This window comes from Streptomyces albireticuli, from assembly GCF_002192455.1.
Taxonomy (GTDB): Bacteria; Actinomycetota; Actinomycetes; order Streptomycetales; family Streptomycetaceae; genus Streptomyces; species Streptomyces albireticuli_B.
Window position 1 is genome coordinate 1,849,588 of record NZ_CP021744.1, and the last position, 18,186, is coordinate 1,867,773.

Consider the following 18,186-nt stretch of genomic DNA (forward strand, 5'->3'; position numbering starts at 1 on the left):
CGCAGTTTCTCTTCATCCGCCACAGTGGTTCTTCCCTTCGGGGGCGGCGCGTTCCGGGGCGATCCGGTTCCGGCCGGAGGTTCAGGAGGTGCCGTAGCGCTCGTCGATGAACGCGAAGATCTCGTCGTCGTCCGCGCCCTGGAGGGCGTCGGCGATGTCCTCGGCGGGCCCGTCGTCCGCGGCGCCGGGGCCGTCCGGGCCGCCGGGGGCCGCCGCCGGGTCGTGGAGGCCGCGCCAGCGGTCGGCCAGGGCGTCCAGGCGCCGGGCGACGCCGGCCCAGCTGTCGTCGTCGTCCGTCGCCGGCGCGGTGGTCGCGAGGGCGTCCGGGGTGAGGGCGGCCAGGGCCGCCTCGATCCGGTCGAGCTCGGCGAGCAGCGGCGCCGCGGCGCCGGGCCGGGCGGCCGTCAGCAGGCCGTCCAGGTGCCCGGCCATGGCGGCCGGGGTGGGGTGGTCGAAGACCAGGGTCGCGGGGAGCCGGAGCCCGGTGGCGGCGCCCACGCGGTTGCGCATCTCGACGGCGGTCAGCGAGTCGAAGCCGGCGTCCTTGAAGGGCCGGTCGGAGCGGACGCCGTCGGCGGAGTCGTGGCCCAGGACGGCGGCGACGTGCTCGCGCACGAGGTCGAGGAGCCGGTCGTGGCGCTCCTCCGGGGAGAGCGTGGCCAGGCGTGCGGCGAGCTCCTCGCCGGTGCCGGCGCCCGTGCCCGTACCGCCGCCGGCGCGGGCTCCGGTCCGGTCCGCCGGGGCGGCGGTGACCAGTTCGGACAGCAGGGGCGGGACGGTTCCGGCGGCGCGCAGGGCGGCCGGGTCGAGCCGCATGGGGACCTGGACGGCCTCGTCGAGGGCGAGGGCGGCGTCGAGGAGGGCGGTGCCCTGCCCGGCGGACATGGGCGGGAAGCCGTTGCGGGCGAAGCGGCGGCGCAGGTTCTCCTGGTCGAGGGTGCCGGCCATCCGGCTGGTGTCGGACCACAGGCCCCAGGCGAGGGAGACGGCCGGGAGGCCGGCTGCGCGGCGGCGGGCGGCGAGGGCGTCGAGGGCGGCGTTGGCGGCCGCGTAGTTGCCCTGGGCGGGGCTGCCGAGCAGGCCGGAGCTGGAGGAGAAGAGGACGAAGGCGGTGAGGTCGAGGCCGCGGGTGAGCGCGTCCAGGTGCGCCGCCGCGTCGAGCTTGGGGGCCAGGGCGCGGCGCATCCGGTCGGGGGTGAGGGCGGGCAGGACGCCGTCGTCGAGGACGCCCGCACTGTGCACGACCGCGGTCAGCGGGTGTGCGGCGGGCACGGCGGCGAGGAGCCGGCGGAGGTCGTCGGGGTCGGCGACGTCGCAGGCGGCGACGGTCGCGGTCGCGCCCATCGCGGTGAGTTCCTCGACGAGTTGGGGTGCACCGGCGCCGTCCTGGCCGCCCCGGGAGGCGAGCAGGAGGTGGCGGACGCCGTGCCGGGCGACGAGGTGCCGGGCGACGCGGGCGCCGAGGGTGCCGGTGCCGCCGGTGACGAGGACGGTGCCGTACGGGCCGAAGGCGGGCGGCATGGTCAGGACGAGCTTGCCGACGTGCCGGGCCTGGCTGATCGTCCGCAGGGCCTCGGGGGCGCGGCGGACGTCGTGCGGGGTGACCGGGAGGGGGTGCAGGGCGCCCCGGGCGAAGAGGCCCATCAGCTCGGTGAGCATCCGGCCGAGCGCCTCGGGTCCGGCCTCGTTGAGGTCGAACGCCCGGTAGCGGACGCCGGGGTGGTCCTCCGCGACGCGCGCGGGGTCGCGGAGGTCGGTCTTGCCGAGTTCCAGGAACCGGCCGCCGGGGGCGAGCAGTCCGAGGGAGGCGTCGACGAACGCGCCGGTGAGCGAGTTGAGGACGACGTCGGCGCCGGCCGCGCCGTTCGCGCCGGCGAAGGCGGTGGCGAAGTCGAGGGTGCGGGAGGAGGCGAGGCGCTCGCCGGGGACGCCCAGGCCGCGCAGCGTGTCCCACTTGCCGGGGCTCGCGGTCGCCAGCACCTCGGCACCGAGGTGGCGGGCGATCTGGAGGGCCGCCATGCCGACGCCGCCGGCGGCGGCGTGCACCAGGACGGTCTCCCCGGCGCGCAGGCCGGCCAGGGTGACGAGGCCGTAGTAGGCGCTGAGGAACACGGCGGGCACGGACGCGGCCGTGGCGAACGTCCAGCCGTCCGGTACGGGGGCGAGGAGCCGGTGGTCGGCCACGCACACCGGGCCGAAGCCGCCGTCCCACATGCCGAGTACGCGGTCGCCGGGGGCGAACCCGGTGACACCGGGGCCGACTTCGGTGACGACGCCGGAGCCCTCGGTGCCCATCTCGGCCTCGCCGGGGTACATGCCGAGGGCGATGAGGGCGTCGCGGAAGTTGACCCCGGTGGCACGCACGGCGACGCGCACCTGACCGGGCTCCAGCGGGGCGTCCGCGTCGGGCGCGGGGACGAGCGCGAGGCCGTCCAGGGTGGCGTCCGCGCCGCGCCGGAGCCGCCACGCGCCGGGCCCGTCGGGCGGTGCGAGGGGCCCCACCGGGGTGCGGCCGGGGTCGCCGGGGCGGGTCAGCCGGGGGACGTGGACGGTGCCGGCCCGGACTGCGGTCTGGGGTTCGCCGGCCGCGAGGGCGGCGGGCAGGGCCCGTACGGAGGCCGGGTCGTCGTCCAGGTCGACGAGGACGAACCGGCCGGGCTCCTCGGCCTGCGCGGAGCGCAGCAGGCCCCACACGGCGGCGGCCGCCGGGTCGGTGACGTCACCGTCGCCGCGTACGGCCACGGCGCCGCGGGTGGCGACGACGAGGCGGGTGCGCTCCGGGACGGAGGGGGTGCCGAGCCAGTGCTGGACGGCTTCCAGGACCCGGCCGACGACGGTGTGGACGCCGTCGGCGAGGGCCCGGGCGTCCCGGCCGGGGTCCCCGGTGGCGTCGGCGGTGCCGGCGGGCACGCCGAACACGACGGCGTCCGGGGCGGGCCCGTCGGCGAACGCTCGCGCGTCCCACGCCGCGCCCCCGGTGGTGTCGCCGGTCCCGGCGGGCACACCGGACACCACGGCGTCCGGGACAGGCCCGTCGGCGAGCCCGGGCGCGGGCTCGCCGGCCGCGGGCTCGCCGGCCGCGGTGAGCAGGCCGGGCAGGTGCGCGTCGGCGGCCCCGGCGAGGCCCAGGGCGTCCGGCCCGGCGAGGATCCACCGGGCCGGCGGGGCGGTGGTGCCGGGCAGCGCGCGCCAGGCGAGGTGGAACAGCGCGTCGGCGCTCACCGGGCGGCCGTCCAGGAGCTGTTCGGCCTCGACGGTCCGCATGAGGATCGAGCCGATCTCGGCGACCTTCCGTCCGTCGGCGTCGGCGCACTCGACCCGTACGGCGTCCTCGGCGACGGGCGAGATCCGTACGTGGAGCCGGTCCGCGCCGGTGCGGTGCAGCCGTACGTCCCGCAGCGCGAAGGGCATCCGGACGCGGCCGTCCTCGGGGAAGAACCCGCCCAGGCTCATGGCCTGGAGGGCGGCGTCCAGCAGGGCGGGGTGGAGGCCGAAGCGGGCGGCGTCGGCGCGGGCCCGGTCGGGCAGGGCGACCTCGGCGTGGAGGCCGGCCCCGGAGCGGTGCGCGGACACGAGGCCGCGGAAGTACGGGCCGTAGCCGTAGCCCAGTTCGGCGAAGCGGTCGTAGAAGTCGCCGGTGTCCAGGGGCTCGGCGCCGGGCGGCGGGGCGATGCCCGTGCCGTCCGCGTCCGCCGTGCCGTCGTCGCCGGTCAGCAGGCCCTCCGCGTGCAGGGTCCAGGCGGCGGCGCCCTCGGCGCGGCCGTGCACGGTGAAGCGGCGGGCGCCGTCCGCGCCCGGGGCGCCGACGGTCAGCCGCAGCCGGCGGCCGCCGGTGCCGGGCACCACCAGGGGCGCGGCGAGGGTGAGTTCCTCGATCCGGCCGGTGCCCGCCTGGCGGCCGGCCCACAGCGCGAGGTCGGCGAAGGCGGCGCCGGGCAGCAGCACCGACCCCATGAGCGCGTGGTCGGCCAGCCAGGGCGCGGCGTCGACGCCCACCCGGGCGGTGTAGACGTGCTCGCCGGAGCCGGGGAGCTCCACTCCCCCGCCGAGCAGGGGGTGGTCGGCGGCGTCCAGGCCGAGGGAGGCCGGGTCGCCGCCCCGGGCCGCGGGGCTGTACCAGTAGCGCTCGCGCTGGAACGGGTAGGTGGGCAGGGTGACCTGGCGGGAGTCGGGGCCGAAGACCGCGTCGGCGTCGATCTCCACGCCGTGCGTGTAGGCGCGGCAGAGGGCGGCGCCCAGCCAGCGCGGCCCGCCCTGGCCGCGGCGCAGGGTGCCGAGGACGGCGGCGGAGGCGCCGGCGTCGGTGATGGTCTCCTGGAGCGAGACGGCCAGCATGGGGTGCGGGCCGCTCTCCAGGAACGCGTCGTGCCCGTCCTCCAGGAGGGCGCGGGTGGCCTGTTCGAACTCCACCGGTTCGCGCATGTTGCGGTACCAGTAGTCGGCGTCGAGCTTCGCGGTGTCGAGGAGCCCGCCGGTGACGGTCGAGTAGAAGGGGATCCCGGAGGACCGGGGCGCGACCGGGGCCAGGACCTCCAGCAGGTGGTCCTGGAGGGCGTCGACGTGCGGCGAGTGGCCGGCGGTGTCGACGCCGGGGATCGGGCGGGCGTGCACGCCCTCGGCGGTCAGCTCGGCGACGAGCTCGGCCAGGGCGTCGGGGTCGCCCGCGACGGCGCACGTCTCGGGGCTGTTGACGGCGGCCACGGCGAGCCGGTCGCCCCAGGCCGCGAGCCTGGCCCGCAGGTCGGTGGCGCGCATCGGCACGGCGACCATGCCGCCCTTGCCGGCCAGCCGCAGCCACGCCCGGCTGCGCAGGGCGACGATCCGCGCCGCGTCGTCCAGGGAGAGCCCGCCGGCGACGTACGCGGCGGCGATCTCGCCCTGGGAGTGGCCGACTACGGCGGCCGGTTCGACGCCCAGGGAGCGCCAGGTCGCGGCGAGCGAGACCATCATGGTGAACAGCACAGGCTGGACGACGTCGACGCGTTCGAGCGAGGGCGCGCCGGGCTCCCGGTCCAGGACGTCCAGCACGGACCAGCCGAGGTACGGGCGCAGGGCGGCGTCGCAGGCGCGCGCGCTCTCCCGGAACGCCCGGGAGCGGTCGGCCAGTCCGTCGGCCATCTCGGCCCACTGCGAGCCCTGGCCGGGGAAGACGAACACGACCTGGCCCGCGGTGCCGCCGGCGGTGCCCTTCATCACGAGCGGGTGCGGGCGGCCCTCCACGAGGTCGTCGAGCGCGGCGATCAGCTCGGTGAAGTTCTCGCCGACCACGGCGGCCCGCTGCTCGAACCGGCTGCGGGTGGTGATGAGGGTGTAGCCGACGTCGGCCGGGTGCAGTTCGGGGTGGGCGAGCAGGTCCGCGCGCAGCCGCCGCGCCTGGTCGCACAGCGCCGCCTCGTTGTGCGCGGACATCATCAGCGGCACGGTCACCCCGTCCCACCACTCCTCGGACCACACGTCGCCGGCGGTGTCCGGGGCGGGCGGGAGGAGTCCGGGGGCGGTGGGCTCGGGCGGCTCCTCGACGACGACGTGGGCGTTGGTGCCGCTGATGCCGAAGGAGGAGACGCCGGCCCGGCGCGGCCGGTCCTCGCGCGCGGGCCACGGCCGGGCCTCCGTCAGCAGCTCGACGGCGCCCGCGGCCCAGTCCACGCGGGACGAGGGCGCGTCGACGTGCAGCGTCCGGGGCAGGAGGCCGTGCCGCATGGCGAGGACCATCTTGATGACGCCGGCGACCCCGGCGGCGGCCTGGGTGTGGCCGATGTTCGACTTCACGGACCCGAGCCACAGCGGGTCGCCCGCGCGCTCCTTGCCGTACGTGGCGAGGAGCGCGCCGGCCTCGATGGGGTCGCCGAGGGCGGTGCCGGTGCCGTGCGCCTCGACGGCGTCGACCTCGTCCGGCGTCAGGCCGGCGTCGGCCAGCGCCTCCCGGATGACCTTCTGCTGGGCGGGGCCGCTGGGCGCGGTCAGGCCGTTGCTGGCGCCGTCCTGGTTGACGGCGGTGCCGCGGACGACGGCGAGCACCGGGTGGCCCTTCTCCTGGGCCTCGGACAGCCGCTCGACGAGGAGCATGCCGGCGCCCTCGGCCAGGCCGACGCCGTCGGCGGCCTCGGCGAACGCCTTGGAGCGGCCGTCCGGCGAGATCGCGCGCTGGCGGCCGAACTCGACGAGCATCTCCGGTGTGGACATCACCGTGGCACCGCTGACCAGCGCCATGTCGCACTCGCCGCGGCGCAGCGACTGCACGGCCAGGTGCAGGGCGGCGAGCGAGGCCGAGCACGCCGTGTCGACGGTGACGGCGGGGCCTTCGAGGCCGAAGACGTACGAGAGCCGGCCCGACATCACGCTGGCCGAGTTGCCGGTGGCGATGTACCCGTCGAAGCTGTCGTCGCCGTCCTGGAGCAGCGGCACGTAGTGCTGCCCGTTGGTGCCGACGAACACGCCGGTGCGGCTGCCGCGCAGCTCCACCGGGTCGATGCCGGCCCGCTCGAAGGACTCCCAGGCCGTCTCCAGGACGAGGCGCTGCTGCGGGTCCATGGCCAGGGCCTCGCGCGGGCTGATGCCGAAGAAGCCCGGGTCGAACTCGGCGGCGTCGTGCAGGAACCCGCCCTCGCGCACGTAGGTGTGGTGGCCCGGCGAGTCGGGGTCGGGGTCGTAGAGGGCGTCGTTGTTCCAGCCGCGGTCGGTGGGGAAGGGCGTGATGGCGTCGGTCTCGCCGGTCAGCAGCGCCCAGAGGTCCTCGGGCGACCGGACGCCGCCGGGCAGCCGGCAGGCCATGCCGATGATGGCGACGGGCTCGTCGGCGCGGGCCGGGGCGGTGGGCCCGGTGGCGGCGGTGTCGCCGCGGCCGAGGAGCTCCTCGCCGAGGTGGCGGGCGAGGGCGGCCGGGTTGGAGTGGTCGAAGACCAGGGAGGCGGGCAGGGTCAGGCCGGTCGCGGCGGCGAGCCGGTCCCGGAGCTCGACGGCCGTCAGCGAGTCGAAGCCGAGGTCGCGGAAGGCACGCCCGCTGTTCACCGCCTCGCCGGAGTCCTGTCCGAGGACGGCGGCGGCGTGGGTGCGGACCAGCCGCAGCAGGGTGGCGTGCCGCTTGTGCCCGGACTGCGCGGACAGTTCGCGGACGAGCTCGGAGGTCGCCGGGTCGGTGGTGGCCGCGGCGCGCTCGGCGGCCCGCAGCCGCCGTACGTCGGGGATGTCGTCGAAGAGGACGGCCGGGCGCACCGAGGTGTAGGAGGCGGCGAAGCGGTCCCAGTCGACGTCGGCGACCGCGCCGGTGGCGCTGCCGCGCTCCAGCGCGCGGCGCAGCGCGCGGACGGCGGCGCCGGGGTCGAGGGGGGCCAGGCCGCGCCTGCTCATGAACGCGGCGTCGGTGCCCTCGGCGTGCGCGGCGCCCGCCCAGGGGCTCCAGGCGACGGAGACGGCGGGCAGCCCCTGGGCGCGGGCGCGTTCGGCCAAGGCGTCGAGGTGCGCGGTGGCGGCGGCGTAGCGGCCCTGGGAGGCGCCGCCCCAGACGCCGGAGACGGAGGAGAAGAGGACGAGGGCCTGGAGGGTGGGGGTGTCTTCGGTGCGGGTGGGGTCGATGGCTACGGGGGTTCCAGCGGCCTTGGTGGCTCCGGCGACTTCGGCGGTTCCGGGGGCTCCGAGGGCCTCGGTGAGTTCAGGGGCTACGGGGGTTCCAGCGGCTTCAGCGGCTTCAGCGACCCGGGCGTCTTCCGTGGCCCCCGTGGTTCCGGCGGCTCCGGGGGCTCCGGGGGTTCCAGGGCCTACGGCGACTCCCGCAGCTCCGGCGACTCCGGCCGCCCCGGCCGCCCCGGCCGCCCCGGCCAGCAACTCGACCAAGTGCCCCGCCGTCGTCGTCTTGGCGGCCACCGCCGTGGCGATGTCGGCCACCGTCGTGGCGGTGAGGGGCGCCAGGGACACGAGAGGCGGGGCGTGCATGACGACGGTGGGCGCGTACGTGTCGAGGAGGCCGGCGAGGGCGTCGCGGTCGGTGACGTCGCACCGGACCGGGACGACCGCGTCCGTACCGGCGAGCCCGGCCGCCGCGAGGGCTTCCGTACCGGCCTCCGGGCCGGCGAGGACCACGCGTTCGGCGCCGTCCTCCAGCAGCGCGCGGACGAGCGGACCGGGCACCGTCGTGAGGTCGCCGGTGACAAGGACGGTGCCACGGGCGCGCCAGGCGGGCCGGTCCGGGCCGTCCGGGGTGCGCAGGACGCGGCGGCCGAAGACGCCGGACGTCCTGATGGCGATCTGGTCCTCGGTCCCGGGGTCGGCGAGGACGCCGGCGAGCCGGTCGTAGACCCGGGCGTCGGGGCGCTCCGGCAGGTCGACGAGGCCGCCCCACCGCTCGGGCAGTTCGAGGGCGGCCACCCGGCCGAGGCCCCAGAGCTGGGCGCCGGCGGTGGACGGCACCTCGCCGGGCGCGGTGGCGACCGCGCCCCGGGTGACGGTCCACAGCGGTGCCGTGCCGCCGAGGCCGGCCAGCGCCTGGACCAGGGCGAGGGTCGCGGCGACGCCGGTGGACACGGCGGGGTGGCCGGGGTGGGCGTCCGCGCACAGGCCGAGCAGGGACACGGCGCCGGTCACGGCGGTGTCGCCGTTGACGGCGGGTTCGAGCAGGGTGCGCAGGTCGTCGCGGGTGACGCGGGCGGCGTCGACGGTGACGCGGCGGACGGTGCCGCCGAAGGAGGCGACGGCCTCCTCCACGGCGTCGGCGACCGCCGCGTGGGCGTCACCGGCCGGTACGACCAGGAGGCGGAGCCCCGGGCGCCAGCCGCCGGTGGCGGGGCGCAGGCCCTTCCAGGCGACGTGGTAGCCGAGCTGCTCGTCGGCGGGGACGGACCGCCCCGTGGACGTGAGGGCGTCGGAGGCCGGGACGGACCCGGGGGCGTCGGATCCGTCGGAGGCCGGGGCGGTGTCCGGGGCACGGTCGTGGTCCGCCGGGGCGACCCAGTAGCGCTCGCGCTGGAAGGCGTACGTCGGCAGGTCCACGACGCGCCCGCCGGGGTGGAGCACGGACCAGTCGACGGGAACGCCCGCGACCTGGGCCTCCGCCGCGGAGGTCAGGAAGCGCCGCAGCCCGCCCTCGCCGCGGCGCAGGGAGCCGACGGCCGGTACGGAGGGGCCGTCAGCGGCACTGGCCTCGGCCTCGGTTCCGGGCGCCGGGCTCTCCACGGTCCGGCGGATCCCGACCGTGAGCACGGGGTGCGGTGAGCACTCCACGAACGCGTCGATGCCGTCGGCCAGCATCGCGCGCACCGCGGGCTCGAACCGCACCGTGCCGCGCAGGTTGCGGTACCAGTACGCGGCGTCGAGCGCGGCCGTGTCGGCGAGTGCCGCGTCGACGGTGGAGTAGAAGGGGATGCCGGCGCGGCGCGGCCGTACGGGCGCGAGCGCGGCCAGGACCTCGTCCTGGATCCGCTCGACATAGTGGGAGTGCGAGGCGTAGTCGACGTCGATGCGGCGGACCCGGGCCCCTTCGGCCTCCAGGGTGCGCAGGAGCGCGTCCAGGGCGTCGGGCTCGCCGCAGACGACGGTCGACTCCGGGCCGTTGACGGCGGCGATCTCGACACCGGCGAGCTCGGCGGCGCCGGCGGCCAGCCGTGCCTCGACGTCGGCCGCGGGGAGCGCCACGGAGGCCATGCCGCCGCGGCCCGCGAGCTCGCGGGCGATGATCCGGGAGCGCAGGGCCACCACGCGGGCGGCGTCGTCCAGGGAGAGCGCGCCGGCGACGCAGGCGGCGGCGATCTCGCCCTGGGAGTGGCCGACGACGGCGGCAGGTTCGACTCCGAGGGAGCGCCAGAGTGCGGTGAGCGCGACCATGACGGCGAAGGTCGCGGGCTGCACGACGTCGACGCGGTCGAGGCCGGGCGCGCCGGGGACGCCCCGCAGGACGTCGGTGAGCGACCAGTCCACGTAGGGGGCGAGGGCGGCCGCGCAGCGTTCCAGCTCGGCCGCGAAGGCGGGTACGGTGTCGAGGAGTTCGGCTCCCATGCCGGCCCACTGGGAGCCCTGGCCGGGGTAGACGAAGGCGACCCGGCGGACGTCGGCGGCGGTGCCGGTGACGGCGTCCGGGGTGATCTCCCCGGCCGCCAGGGCGGCGAGGGCGTCCACGGGGGCGCCGTGGCTCCCGTCGCCGAGCAGCACGGCACGGTGGGCGAGCGCGGCGCGGCCGGTGGCCAGGGAGCGGCCGATGTCGGCGGGCGGGGTGCCGGGCGCGCGCCGGAGATGGGCGCGGAGGCGGGCGGCCTGCGCCCGGAGGGCGGGGGCCGTGGCGGCGGAGAGGGGCCACGCGACGACGGACGGGGCCTCGGAGAAGGGGGCTGACGGGGCGTCGGGGGCGGGTTCTTCCGGCGCCTCCTCGGCGGGCGGTTCCTCGATGACGACGTGGGCGTTCGTCCCGCTGACGCCGAACGCCGAGACCGCGGCCCGGCGCGGCCGGTCCGCCCGCTCCGCCCACGGCTGATCCTCCGTCAGCAGCCGTACGGCGCCCGAGTCCCAGTCCACCTTGGCGGACGGGGCGTCGACGTGCAGGGTGCGGGGCAGCAGGCCGTGCCGCATGGCCTGCACCATCTTGATGACGCCGGCGGCGCCGGCGGCGGCCTGGGTGTGGCCGATGTTCGACTTCAGCGAGCCGAGCCACAGCGGGTCCCCGCCCCGGTCCCGGCCGTACGTGGCCAGGAGCGCCCCGGCCTCGATCGGGTCGCCGAGCGGGGTGCCGGTGCCATGCGCCTCGACGGCGTCGACGTCGGCCGGGGTCAGTCCGGCGTCGGCCAGCGCGTCCTGGATGACCTTCCGCTGCGCCGGGCCGCTGGGCGCGGTCAGGCCGTTGCTTGCGCCGTCCTGGTTGACGGCGGTGCCCCGGACGACCGCGAGGACCCGGTGGCCGTTGCGGCGCGCGTCCGAGAGCCGCTCGACCAGCAGCACACCGGCCCCCTCGGACCACGCGGTGCCGTCGGCGCCCTCGGCGAAGGCCTTGCACCGGCCGTCGGCGGCCAGGCCGCGCTGCCGCGAGAACTCCACGAACACCGTCGGCGACGCCATGACCGTGACACCGCCGGCGAGGGCGAGATCGCACTCGCCGCGGCGCAGCGACTGGACGGCGAGGTGCAGGGTCACCAGGGAGGAGGAGCAGGCCGTGTCCACGGTGATCGCGGGACCCTGGAGGCCCAGGGTGTAGGCGACGCGGCCGGAGGCGACGCTGCCCGCGGTGCCGAGGCCGAGCTGACCGCTGGGGTCGGCGGCGCTGCCGACCTGGTGGCTGCCGTAGTCGTGGTACATCACTCCGGTGAACACGCCGGTGCGGGTGCCGCGCAGCGTCTCCGGCACGATCCCGGCCCGCTCCAGCGCCTCCCAGGACGTCTCCAGGAGCAGCCGCTGCTGGGGGTCGGTCGCGGCGGCCTCGCGCGGGGACATGCCGAAGAAGCCGGGGTCGAACTCGGCGGCCTCGTGCAGGAATCCGCCCTGACGCACGTAACTCTTGCCGGGTACGCCCGGGTCCGGGTCGTAGAGCCCGTCGGCGTCCCAGCCCCGGTCGGTGGGGAACGGGGAGATCGCGTCGGTGCCCGCGGCGACCAGATCCCACAGGTCCTCGGGGCCGGCCACCCCGCCGGGGTACCGGCAGGCCATGCCCACGATCGCGACCGGCTCCCCGTCGGCCGACTCGGCCTCGCGCAGCCGCTCGCGGGTGCTGTGCAGGTCGGCCATCGCGCGCCGGAGGTACTCCCGCAGCTTCTCCTCGTTGGTTGCGGACACGGTTCTCCTCTGGGTCGTTCTCGTGGTGATCAGGGCTGGGCGGGACCGGCCGGGGCCGGGTGGTGCACGTGGTTCACGTGGTGCGGGTGATCCGGGGTGGGGCAGCAGCGGCCCGGTGGCGGCGGCTCACCGGAAGTCGCTGTCGAACAAGTCGAAGAGCTCGTCGTCGGAGGCGGACCGGAGCCGGTCGGCGACGAGTTCGCCGTCGGGGGCGGCCGGGGCGCCCGGCGCGGGCCGGGCGGACGGGAGGGACGGATCCGCGGTGAGCCCGGCGAGCAGGCCGCGCAGCCGTTCGGCGGCGCGGGCCCGGCCGGCGGCGTCGCCGGGGGCGGCCGTGAGGCTGCGTTCCAGCCGGTCGAGGGCGGTGGCGAGGTCGTCGGCCGGGCCGGTGGGATCCGGGCCGGCGGCGGCCTCGGCCGCGGCCGCCTCGTCCAGGCCGGCGCGCAGGAGTTCGGCGAGGGCCAGCGGGGTCGGGTGGTCGAAGACGAGGGTCGCGGGCAGCCGGAGGCCGGTGCGCGCGCCGAGCCGGTTGCGGAGGTCCACGGCGGTGAGGGAGTCGAACCCGGCTTCCTTGAGGGACCGCCCGGCGCCCACCGCGCCCCGGTCGCCGTGCCCGAGCACGGCGGCCACCTCGGTGCGCACCAGGTCGAGCAGCAGGGCCGTCCGCTCGGGGGCGGAGCGGTGCGCGAGACGCTCCGCGAGGGCCGCGGCCGGGCCGGCCGGTCCGGAGGACGGCCGGAGGCCGTCTCCGGCGCCCGGGTCCGTGCGGGTCGCCGCCCCCGCACGGGCGGCCGGTCCCCCGGCCAGGTCGCGCAGGACCTCCGGCGGCGCCGCGCCGTCACGGGCGGCGGAGCGCAGCGCGGCCAGGTCCAGCCGTACGGGCAGCAGCGCGGGCTCCGGCCGCGTGAGCGCCCGGTCGAGGAGGTCCAGGGCGGTGCGGGTGCCGACCGGGGCGACGCCGGAGCGCCGGATCCGGGCGGCGTCCGCGCCGTCGAGCCCGGTGGCCATCCCGGCCCCGGCCCACCAGCCCCAGCCGAGCGAGAGGGCGTGGTGGCCGTCGGCGCACCGCCGGGCGGCCAGCGCGTCCAGGAACGCGTTCGCCGCCGCGTACCCGGCCTGGCCCGCGCTGCCGAGGACACCGGAGACGGAGGAGAACAGCACCAGCGACACCGGGGAACCCGGCTCACGCGTCAACGCGTCCAGGTGGACGGCGGCGTCCGCCTTCGGCCGCAGCACGGCGTCGATCCGCTCGGGCGTCTGCGCGGACAGCACGCCGTCGTCCAGGACACCGGCGGTGTGCACGACACAGGTCAGCGGGTGCTCGGCGGGGATGCCCCCGAGCAGCCGGCGGACGGCGTCGCGGTCGGCGACGTCACAGGCCCGCAGCCCGACCTCGGCGCCGAGAGCGGTGAGTTCGGCGGCCAGGGCCGCGGCGCCCGGCGCGTCCGCGCCACGCCTGCTGACGAGCAGCAGGTGCCGTACGCCGTGCCGGGCCACCAGGTGCCGGGCGGTCTCGGCGGCCAGCGCGCCGGTACCGCCGGTGATCAGCACGGTGCCGTCCGGGGCGGGCGGCCACGCCGCCCCCGCGCCGACGGGGCTGCCGGGGCGCGCGGCTTCGCCGGTGACCCGCACGAGGCGCGGCACGGTGGCGAGGCCGGCGCGTACCGCGATCTGGGTGGCGTCGGTGGCGAGGAGACCGGGCAGGGCGCGGAGCGACTCCGGCCGGTCGTCGACGTCGACGAGCACGAAGCGGCCGGGCTGCTCGGTCTGCGCGGTACGGACGAGCCCCCAGGCGGCGGCCCCCGCCGGGTCGGCCACGGGGCCGGTGGGTCCGGCGGGCCCGGCGGCACCCCGGGTGAGGATCACGAGCCGCGGCGCGTCGGCGGCCGGAGGTGACTGCACCGCGCGCAGCACCCGGCGCACGACCGTACGGACACGGTCGGGGAGGTCCTGGGACACCTCACCGTCCACCGGCGGGGCGGTCAGGTCGAGGACGACGACGTCGGCGGGCGGCTCCGTGGACGGGTCGGCGGGCGCGCTCGCAGGGGCGGCCAGGGAGGACCAGGCGTCGGCCTGCGGGGCGCCGGAGGCGGCAGTTGGGGCGGGGGCGCCCGAGACGACGGCGCGAGCCACGGCAGCACCGGAGAACCCGGAGGGGGACGCTACGGGCGCGGCCGGAGCGACCTGCGGGGCGGCCGGGGTGGCGTGAGCGGCGGCCTGCGGGGCACCGGAGACGGCGGCCGGGACGGGAGCACCCGAGACGACGTCCGAGACGGCGACGCGCGCCGCAGCGGCACCGGAGAACCCGGAGGAAGGCGCCACGGGCGCGGCCGGAGCAGCCTGCGGGGCGACCGGGGTGGCGTGAGCATCGGCCTGCGGAGCACCGGAGACGGCGGCCGGGACGGGAGCACCCGAGACGACGTCCGAGACGGCGGCGCGGGCTGTGGCGGCACCGGAGAGCCCGGACGGGGGCGCCACAGGCGCGGCCGGAACAGCGTGCGGGGCCGCGTGGGCGTCGGGCCCGGGGAGGACGCGTACGTCCGCTCCGGCGGCTCGCAGCCCGGTGAGGGTGGCCGCGGCCACGGGCCCGGTGACGGCCCAGCTCACGGGCGCGGCGGCGGGCGCGGCCTCCGGGAGGGGCGTCCAGTCCACGCGGTGGAGCGGGGCGGCGGGAGCGGCGGGCAGGCGGTCGGGGGCGATGCGGCGCAGCGCCAGCGAGCGGACGGTGAGGACGGGGGCGCCCTCACGGTCGGCGGCCGTGACCGTCACGGCCGCGCCGGCACCGTCCCCGGGTCCGCCGCCGTCGCGCGCCACGACGCGTACGCGCAGGGCGTGTCCGGCGCCGGTGGCCTGATGGCGCACCACGTCGGTCCAGGAGAACGGCAGCAGGCCGTGCCCGCCGCCGGCCTCCGGGCCGAGGAGCGCGATCGGGTGGAGCGCCGCGTCGAGCAGCGCCGGGTGCACCCCGTAGCGTGCGGCGTCGACGGCGTACTCGTCGGGCAGCCGCACCTCGGCGAAGATCTCGCCACCGCGCCGCCACGCCGCGCGCAGCCCGCGGAAGGCGCCTTCGTAGCCGACTCCGGCGGCGGCGAAGAGAGCGTACTGGCCGGAGACGTCGAGGGGTTGTGCACCGGTGGGCGGCCAGGGTCCGGCGAGGTCGGCGAAGCCCTCGTCGTCGGGGCCGTCGTCGCCGGTGGCCGGGGCGAGCAGGCCGGAGGCGTGCCGGGTCCAAGGGGCGTCGGCTCCCTGGGCGTCCGCTCCCTGGGCGAGGTCCGCGCCGGGCTCGGGCCGGGAGTGAAGGGTGACCTCGCGGGCTCCCCCGGCCCCCGGGGCGCCCACGACGGCCCGGATCTGCGGGAGCGCGTCCGGGCTCCAGGTCAGCGGGGTCTCCAGGACCAGCTCGGCGACCCGCGGCAGGCCGGCGCGCGCACCGATCCGGAGCACGGCCTCCAGCAAGGCCGCTCCCGGGACGACGCCCCGGTCCCACACCAGGTGGTCGGCGAGCCACGGGAGTTCCGAGGGCGTCGGCCTGCCGGTCCAGACGGTGGTGCCGGTCCCGGGGACCTCCACGGCGGCGGCGAGCAGAGGGTGCGCGACGGCGGTGAGACCGGCGGCCGAGAGATCGCCGTCCAGCGCGGGTTCCGGGGAGCCGGCCAGCCAGTAACGGTCGCGCTGGAAGGGGTAGGTCGGCAGGTCGAAGCGGGGGATGTACGGGGCGTCCGGTACGGGAGGGAGCAGGGATATCCGGTGGCCACGGGTGTGGAGGGCGGCGAGGGCGGCGGCCAGGGCCTCCGGCTCTGGATGGTCGCGGCGGAGGGTCGGTACGAGGAGGGGTGCCTCGGACTCGGCGTCGAAGCAGTGACCGGCCATGCCGGAGAGAACGGCCTGGGGGCCTATCTCCAGGAAGACATCGGCGCCGGTCGCGCGGGCCGCGCGTAACCCGTCGGCGAAACGGACCGCCTCACGGGCGTGACGCACCCAGTAGTCGGCGGTGCCGAGCTCGCCGGAGCTGGCGAGCTCACCGGTGAGGTTGGAGACCACGGCCAGACGCGGCTCGTGGAACTCCACCGACGAGGCGACCTGCCGGAACTCGTCCAGCATCGGATCCATCAACGCCGAGTGGAAGGCATGGGAGACCGCCAACCACGTGCACTTCACGTCCCCGTCCGCCAGCTCCGAAGCCAAGCCCTCCAGAGCGGCCTTCTCCCCCGAGAGGACCACCGAGGAAGGGCCGTTGACGGCCGCGATCGAAACACCGGACGGCAGACCAGGCAGATCAGCTTCCGAGGCTCGTACGGACAGCATCGCCCCGCCCCACGGCAGCGCACCCATCAGCCGACCACGCGCCACCACCAACCGCGCCGCGTCCGCCACCGAGAACACACCTGCCACACAAGCGGCGGCAATCTCCCCCACGGAATGACCCAAGACCACATCGGCACGCACACCCCGCGCCTCCACGGCCCTGAACAACGCCATCTCCAGCGCGAACAAAGCAGGCTGCGTGAACTCGGTGCGATCCAGCGTCTCCGCGTCGTCACCGAACATCACGTCCCGGAGCGAACGACCGCCCACCGCACCCAGCTCGGCACACACCTCGTCCAACGCCACCGCGAACACCGGATCCGAGGCATACAGCTCGCGCCCCATCCCCGCACGCTGCGCACCCTGACCCGTGAACAAGACAGCGATACGACTGCCCCGAACGGCCGTCCCTCGCACCACCGCACCAGGCAATTCGCCGCCAGTAGCCAGCACATCCAGCCCCGCCAGCAACTCCCCACCGTCACGCCCCAGCACCACCGCCCGCTCACCGAACGACGCACGCGTGGTGACGAGAGCGTGCCCGACGTCGAGGGCGAGAAGACCGGGAGCCCTTCGAGATGCTCGCGCAGCCGCACCGCCTGGGCCCGCAGCGCCGGTTCCGTGCGCGCCGACACCGGCCAGGCGAGCACGGCGGGCGGTTCGGCGACGGGCACGGCGGCGACGGTCACGTCCGCTTCGGCCGGCGGTTCCTCGACGATGACGTGGGCGTTCGTCCCACTGACACCGAACGCGGAGACACCCGCCCTACGCGGCCGGTCCGCCCGCGCCTCCCACGCCCGGGACTCGCGCAACAGCTCCACCGCGCCCGAGGTCCAGTCCACGCGGGACGTGGGGGAATCGGCGTGCAGGGTGCGGGGCAGCAGGCCGTGCCGCATGGCCTGCACCATCTTGATCACACCACCGACCCCGGCGGCGGCCTGCGCGTGCCCGATGTTCGACTTCAGCGAGCCCAGCCACAACGGCTCACCCGGGCGCTCCCGCCCGTACGTCGCCAGCAACGCCCCCGCCTCGATCGGATCACCCAACGCCGTACCCGTACCGTGCGCCTCCACCGCATCGACCTCACCGGCGGACACACCCGCATCGGCCAGAGCGTCCTGGATGACCTTCTGCTGGGCGGGCCCACTGGGCGCCGTGAGGCCGTTGCTGGCACCGTCCTGGTTGACGGCGGTGCCCCGTACGACCGCGAGCACCCGGTGACCATTACGCCGCGCATCCGAGAGCCGCTCCACCAACAGCACCCCGGCCCCCTCGGACCACGCCGTACCGTCAGCACCCTCCGCGAACGCCTTGCACCGACCATCCACCGCCAACCCACGCTGCCGCGAAAACTCCACGAACACCGTCGGCGACGCCAAAACCGTCACCCCACCCACCAACGCCAGATCACACTCACCCCGACGCAACGACTGCACCGCCAGATGCAACGCCACCAACGACGACGAACACGCCGTGTCCACCGTCAACGCCGGACCCTGAAGCCCCAGCGTGTAGGCGACCCGGCCGGAGGCGATGCTGCCCGCGCTGCCGTTCACCAGGTAGCCCTCGAACTCGGCGGGCGCGGGCGCGAACCTGGCCCCGTACTCGTCGTACATCACGCCCGTGAAGACACCGGTGCGGGTGCCGCGCAGCGTCTCCGGCACGATCCCGGCCCGTTCCAGCGCCTCCCAGGACGTCTCCAGGAGCAGCCGCTGCTGGGGGTCGACCGCGGTCGCCTCGCGCGGGGACATGCCGAAGAACTCCGGGTCGAACAGGGCCACGTCGTGCAGGAAGCCGCCCTCGCGCACGTAGCTCTTCCCCGTGGCGTCCGGGTCGGGGTCGTAGAGCCCCTCCACGTCCCAGCCCCGGTCGGTGGGGAACGGGGAGATCGCGTCGGTGCCCGTCGTGACCAGGTCCCACAGGTCCTCCGGGGTGGTCACCCCGCCGGGGTACCGGCAGGCCATGCCCACGATCGCGACCGGCTCGCGGCCGGCCGCTTCCAGCTCGGCCAACCGCGTTTTCGTCCGGTGGAGTTCGGTGGTGGCACGCTTCAGGTAGCTGCGGATCTTGTCGTTCTCGGTGCTCATCGCTGCCACTCACTCCTCGGCGTGCGGTCGTCGGTCGTCCACGGGGCGG

3 protein-coding genes are annotated in these 18,186 nt (G+C 76.9%); all 3 read right to left on the reverse strand.

The genetic code is table 11. From position 1 onward, the window contains the following. Window positions 1–81 precede the first annotated feature (81 nt). The 3 genes from SMD11_RS36255 to SMD11_RS08055 all read right to left on the reverse strand — a co-directional run bounded on the left by SMD11_RS36255 (window position 82) and on the right by SMD11_RS08055 (window position 18,137). Window positions 82–11,745, reverse strand: coding sequence for a type I polyketide synthase (locus SMD11_RS36255; RefSeq protein WP_087925788.1), 11,664 nt, complete (start codon window positions 11,743–11,745; stop codon window positions 82–84). Between the two features lie 126 nt (window positions 11,746–11,871). Then, window positions 11,872–16,395: an SDR family NAD(P)-dependent oxidoreductase gene (locus tag SMD11_RS36265; RefSeq protein ID WP_087925789.1), complete on the reverse strand. Its 4,524-nt coding sequence runs from the start codon at window positions 16,393–16,395 to the stop codon at window positions 11,872–11,874. Beyond that, window positions 16,293–18,137 (reverse strand): type I polyketide synthase, encoded by a 1,845-nt coding sequence (locus tag SMD11_RS08055; RefSeq protein WP_087925790.1) that lies wholly within the window; start codon window positions 18,135–18,137, stop codon window positions 16,293–16,295. Before SMD11_RS08055 ends, SMD11_RS36265 begins: the two co-directional genes overlap by 103 nt. Window positions 18,138–18,186: the final 49 nt, after the last annotated feature.

Coding starts and splice junctions, on each gene's coding strand:
- SMD11_RS08055 (WP_087925790.1), bottom strand. CDS start 18,137: ATGAGCACCGAGAACGACAAGATCCGCAGCTACCTGAAGCGTGCCACC.
- SMD11_RS36265 (WP_087925789.1), bottom strand. CDS start 16,395: ATGGGGCGCGAGCTGTATGCCTCGGATCCGGTGTTCGCGGTGGCGTTG.